At 79.3% G+C, this 1,213-nt stretch carries 2 protein-coding genes; both read left to right on the top strand.

The window, feature by feature from the left end; all coding sequences use genetic code 11:
- Positions 1-708, top strand: a 708-nt coding sequence (locus tag ICW40_RS18175; protein ID WP_260459428.1) for a D-glycero-alpha-D-manno-heptose-1,7-bisphosphate 7-phosphatase, incomplete at its 5' end; no start/stop codon positions are given.
- On the top strand, positions 705-1,213 hold a 509-nt coding region (locus tag ICW40_RS18170; RefSeq protein ID WP_374199183.1), incomplete at its 3' end, for a glycosyltransferase family 9 protein. The genes ICW40_RS18175 and ICW40_RS18170, both read left to right, overlap by 4 nt.

Below are 1,213 nucleotides of genomic sequence, written 5' to 3'. Positions count from 1 at the left end.
GCGCGGCCGGGCGTCGCCCTGCCCGGTCCGCTCCGGCTGCCGGGGCGCGCTCCTGCTGCCCCGTGGCCGCCGCCGCTGCGCGCGGTGCTGTTCGACCGCGACGGCACGCTCGTCCACGACGTCCCCTACAACGGCGACCCCGAGCTCGTGCGCGTGGTCGACGGCGCACGCGAGGCGCTCGACGCCGTCCGCGCGGCGGGCCTGCGCGTAGGTCTGGTGACCAACCAGTCCGGCATCGGCCGCGGCCTCATCACGTCCGCGCAGATGACGGCGGTGCACGCGCGGATCGAGGCCGAGCTGGGGCCGATCGACGTGTGGCAGCACTGCCCGCACACCGAGGCGGAGGCCTGCGGGTGCCGCAAGCCCGCGCCCGGCATGGTGCTGCGTGCCGCCGCCGCGCTCGGGGTGCTGCCCGCGGAGTGCGCCGTCGTGGGCGACATCGGGGCCGACGTGGGTGCCGCGCTCGCGGCCGGCGCGCGAGGCGTGCTCGTCCCGACGCCGCAGACGCGGCCCGAGGAGGTGGCCGCGGCCCCCGTTGTCGCCGCGGACCTGCGCGAGGCCGTCGCGATCCTGCTGGGTGACGGGTCGGCGGCGGGCGTCGCGGCCGTTGTCGGGGCGCGTTCGGCCGAGGTCGGGGCGCCCGCCGACGTGCCGGATGAGGTGCCGGCCGAGGAGCCGGGCCGGGTCCCGGCCGGGGAGCCGGCGTGAGCGGGCGCGTGCTGGCCGTGCGCCTCGACAGCGACGGGGACGTGCTGCTGACCGGTCCGGCGCTGCGGTCGCTCGCGGCGACGGCCGACCGGCTCGACCTGCTCGCGTCGCCCGCCGGCCGCGCCGCGGGCGAGCTCCTGCCGGACGTCGACGAGGTGCTCGTGTTCGACGCCCCGTGGAGCGGCTACCGCCCGGCGCCCCTCGACCCCGCCGCGGTGCAGGAGCTCGTGGCGACGCTCGCCGCGCGCGCCTACGACCGGTGCGTCGTGTTCACGTCCTTCCACCAGAGCCCGCTGCCCATGGCCCTGCTGGCGCGCATGGCCGGCGTCGGGTTCGTCGCCGCCACGAGCGTCGACTACCCCGGGTCGCTGCTCGACGTCCGCCACCGGCGCCCCGAGGGGCTGCACGAGGTCCAGGCCGCCCTCGACCTCGCCGCCGCGGCAGGCGGTGCCGCCGTCGAGCCGCGGCTCGCCCTGCGCGAGCCGCTGCCCCGGCCGGCCGCGAC

This window comes from Actinotalea ferrariae (assembly GCF_019733465.1).
GTDB lineage: Bacteria > Actinomycetota > Actinomycetes > Actinomycetales > Cellulomonadaceae > Actinotalea > Actinotalea ferrariae_A.
The sequence above is the reverse complement of the archived record's forward strand: the minus strand, read 5'-3'. Positions and strand labels throughout refer to the sequence as shown.